This window comes from bacterium, assembly GCA_022616075.1.
GTDB lineage: Bacteria > Acidobacteriota > HRBIN11 > JAKEFK01 > JAKEFK01 > JAKEFK01.
The window spans coordinates 1-3,151 of sequence record JAKEFK010000025.1 but is presented as its reverse complement, the minus strand read 5'-3'; the positions used below and the strand labels follow the sequence as shown (position 1 = coordinate 3,151).

The 3,151-nt window shown below is 46.2% G+C and carries 3 protein-coding genes; all 3 read right to left on the bottom strand.

What is annotated here, in order from left to right:
• Positions 1-61: 61 nt before the first annotated feature.
• Complete coding sequence (locus tag L0156_02370; protein ID MCI0601835.1) at positions 62-916, bottom strand: HEAT repeat domain-containing protein; 855 nt, start codon at positions 914-916, stop codon at positions 62-64.
• Positions 904-1,134, bottom strand: coding sequence for a HEAT repeat domain-containing protein (locus L0156_02365; GenBank protein ID MCI0601834.1), 231 nt, complete (start codon positions 1,132-1,134; stop codon positions 904-906). Before L0156_02365 ends, L0156_02370 begins: the two co-directional genes overlap by 13 nt.
• A 14-nt stretch (positions 1,135-1,148) precedes the next feature.
• Positions 1,149-3,151 (bottom strand): hypothetical protein (locus tag L0156_02360; protein MCI0601833.1); only part of this gene is annotated, 2,003 nt, incomplete at its 5' end.

Sequence of the window (3,151 nt, the reverse complement as noted above, 5' to 3'; positions counted from 1 at the left end):
CTGCCCTGATCGCCATGATCCAGCTCTGTTGTTCAGGAATTACACTCACTCCCATCGGTCATTAGGAAAATGCGTTACACACCCTTACGAAGACCCGAAAATCTTCGCTAGTATCAATCCAGCGAGCGTGTTCCACCAAATAGGGCCGCCGGAACTTAGCTTGCATGTCAAAGGAATCAATTTCATCATGATTTGAAAAAGTCCTCCACGGCGAAGATGATAGAAAGCAAATGCTACATCCGTACGGTTCGCACGTTGAAGAAGTTCTACAACACCCGTTGACTTGGCAAACAGAAAAGGTCCTTTGTCCTGGGGGGTCATCGTTCAAGAACAGAGCCGTCAAAGCCCATTTTGCCTCTAGAAATCCGCCGGCTGCCACAAGATTCGAAACTCGGGGTTCAATTAGGCATTCGCTTGGTATTTGAATCACAACCTGCGAAACATGCTTGGCCTTATTGGAAATGTCATACCAGTTTGGTACGATTTTCGCTCTTGTCCTCCTGGCGGCTTGAGGATCCAGTCTTTGTAACGCATGCGTGATCGCTTCCTTTATGTTGCCAGCACTCTCTTTGAAAATACTTTCCAACTTTTCAACCGCTCTTATATCGCCGATTTCTCCCAAGATCCAAACCGCAGACTCTCTTCCGGAAGAAGAATATTTTGTGGTGTGCAAGTATGAAATTACTTTTGCGAATACCGGTGCTCCCATTTCGGCTAGAGATTTTGCAGCGGCGGGACGACAAACATCATCGGAATCATCTACGATCTTCAGTAAGGCATCTATGCTCCGATCATCGCTAATTTTGCCTAGTGCTTGGATAATCGCAAGCTTTTCTTCTGTATAATAAGTTTTAGATTTATCGCGAAAACACAACATTAGAGGTTCAACAGAGCCGGACTCTTTCAATTCACCCAAGGCGAATGCTGCTTGCCTTCTAATATCGGTATCCCGGCATTTAGTAGTTGAATCAATTTCGGAAGTGCTTGCAGCGCACGAAGTTCTCCAAGAGCACGGATCGCGGCAACCTGAATCTGAGTATCCTTGTGGCTGAGGGCATCAATCAATTTATGTACTTCACCGTTCCGCTGAAGTTTCTCTATATTCGGGCCAAACATTTTGTTAAAGAGTTGCATCGTAGGTCTCCTTTCTAATCAAAAAAACTCAGATTCCAATCCAGCTCCCACAACTGAATCTCCCCTGCTTCGTTGCCACTGACCAGATAACGTTCCTCGTCTGAGACATCAAAGCTCAGAATTTGTGAAATACCCTCTCCGATGGTGCAAGATTCCGCTGCAATTTTGCCGCTCTTCAATTGAAAGCGATCCGGCCTCTCACTCCCTGGCGCAGGCATTTCTCTGCCGGAATCCAGATCAATGCAGCCTCTCTCAAATTCCAACAAGACTTGATCATTGAAGTAATGGATCTGCTTCAGGATGCCTTTCTGCTTCGGTAGAACAATGGTTCGATCCAATTCCTCAATTTCCAAGTCCCAGATGTAGAGCATCTGTTCTTTATCCGAGGAGAAAGCTTTGGTTCCATCACTGGACAAGCACAGAGCCTCGAAAATTTTTTCTCTTCGTGAGCAATCGAAGTATGCCAGGCATTTCTGCTCCATCAGGTTCCATGCCCGTAAATGATTTTGTGTGTCTACAGTTACCACGCGAGTTGTGCTGGAATCTTTCAGGATTTTCTTAATCGCTGAATTGTGTCCTTTGAGGACCACGGAATCTTTCCCCCTGCTTACATCCCAGAGTTGCAGTGCTCCCTGTGACGTCCCGGTGATCCAGCTCAAGCTAGAAAGAAATCGAATTGCAACAACAGGAGCAAGATCCTGGCTTTGAAAAAATTGAGTACACCAATAATCCGCTAATGAAATCCGTGCTCCGTAACTATGCAAGACCCGGAACAGGTCTGTGATTTCTTCATCGAACCTGTATTCAGGGTAAGAGGCTACAGCTTTTCGGAGAAGTTCATGCGCTCTTTTAAAACTTGCGTCCAACAGAAGTTGGCGTGCTTCCCGCAGCAGTTGTTTGAATTCTTTTTGTATCGCAATCAATGTTATAGAGGATTTCGGCCTGCAGATTTCCCAACCAGCTGGCTTTCCAGGTTCCAGAAAGCGATAGGATTTCAATCCGATTACTTCCGAGTGCGCAAACAATGCTCCACCATCATCGGAAAATAGGAGTTGTCCTTTATGTTTACGATCGAGACCTGGAAAACTACGCAAACAACGAAGATTAGCCAAATCGTAGATACGAATGATCCCGCTTCGGATACTGCGAGTTTCCTGTGACCAGCTTTCTTCCCAAATCGCGATCAGTTTTCCGGACTGATGAAGCGCCGCATTCGTTACAAACCCAGGATGGGTTGAAAATTCCATTAATTTTCTTCTAGAACCCTCCGCCTGCCAAAGGCTCACCTGACCATCCCTTGCACACGCAACGACAGTTTTGTCATCTGGTGAGAAGCACGCAAAAAGAACGGGGGAATTACTAATATTGTAGACAAATTCGCACCAACCACTTTCAGTATTCCAGAGACGAACTGTTCCATCGAGGCTTGCGGTCAGGATTCGCTCTTCGTTGCCATCGAGCGCAATAGAACGGATCGTATCGGAATGGCCAACGCAAAAAGGAACCGGTTCGCTTTTGTGAGTAGGCCAAACAAATACCGTGTCACTGGATCCGTAAAGCACACGCCGGTCCTTTAATAGAACCGGGGGTAACAACATGTTTATCCGAAGCTTTTTCGGAAGGCCTTCGCAGCGCTGTTTTTGCTGAGATTCAAGGTCCCATAAGGAGAAACCTTCAAAATCCGATGTAATGAAGTATCGCGCTGTCGACTCAAAAGCTCCATCGCCAATGATGCGGATTCGACCCTCAGCGTCATCGTTAAAAAAAAGATCTCGCTCCCCTTGAAGCAGCGAAAGAATCCGGAATTGCTGATAATCCGTTCGAACGGCTACAAGCTTTTCTTTGGCATGCAAAGCCAAAACATTGTTGAATGCGAAATTTATTTCTTCGAAGATGGCCCGTTCCTGATCCGCTTTTTGAAGGAGTTCTTTCTTTATCATGCCAGGCTGCAGCGATTGAAGCCGTGAGAGCACATCCAGATCTGTCATCTTTCCTTGATGCCACTCAAGCATGCAGT

What these genes read in the sequence shown, in the direction of transcription:
- L0156_02365 (MCI0601834.1), bottom strand. Translation starts at nt 1,134, where the DNA reads ATGCAACTCTTTAACAAAATGTTTGGCCCGAATATAGAGAAACTTCAG.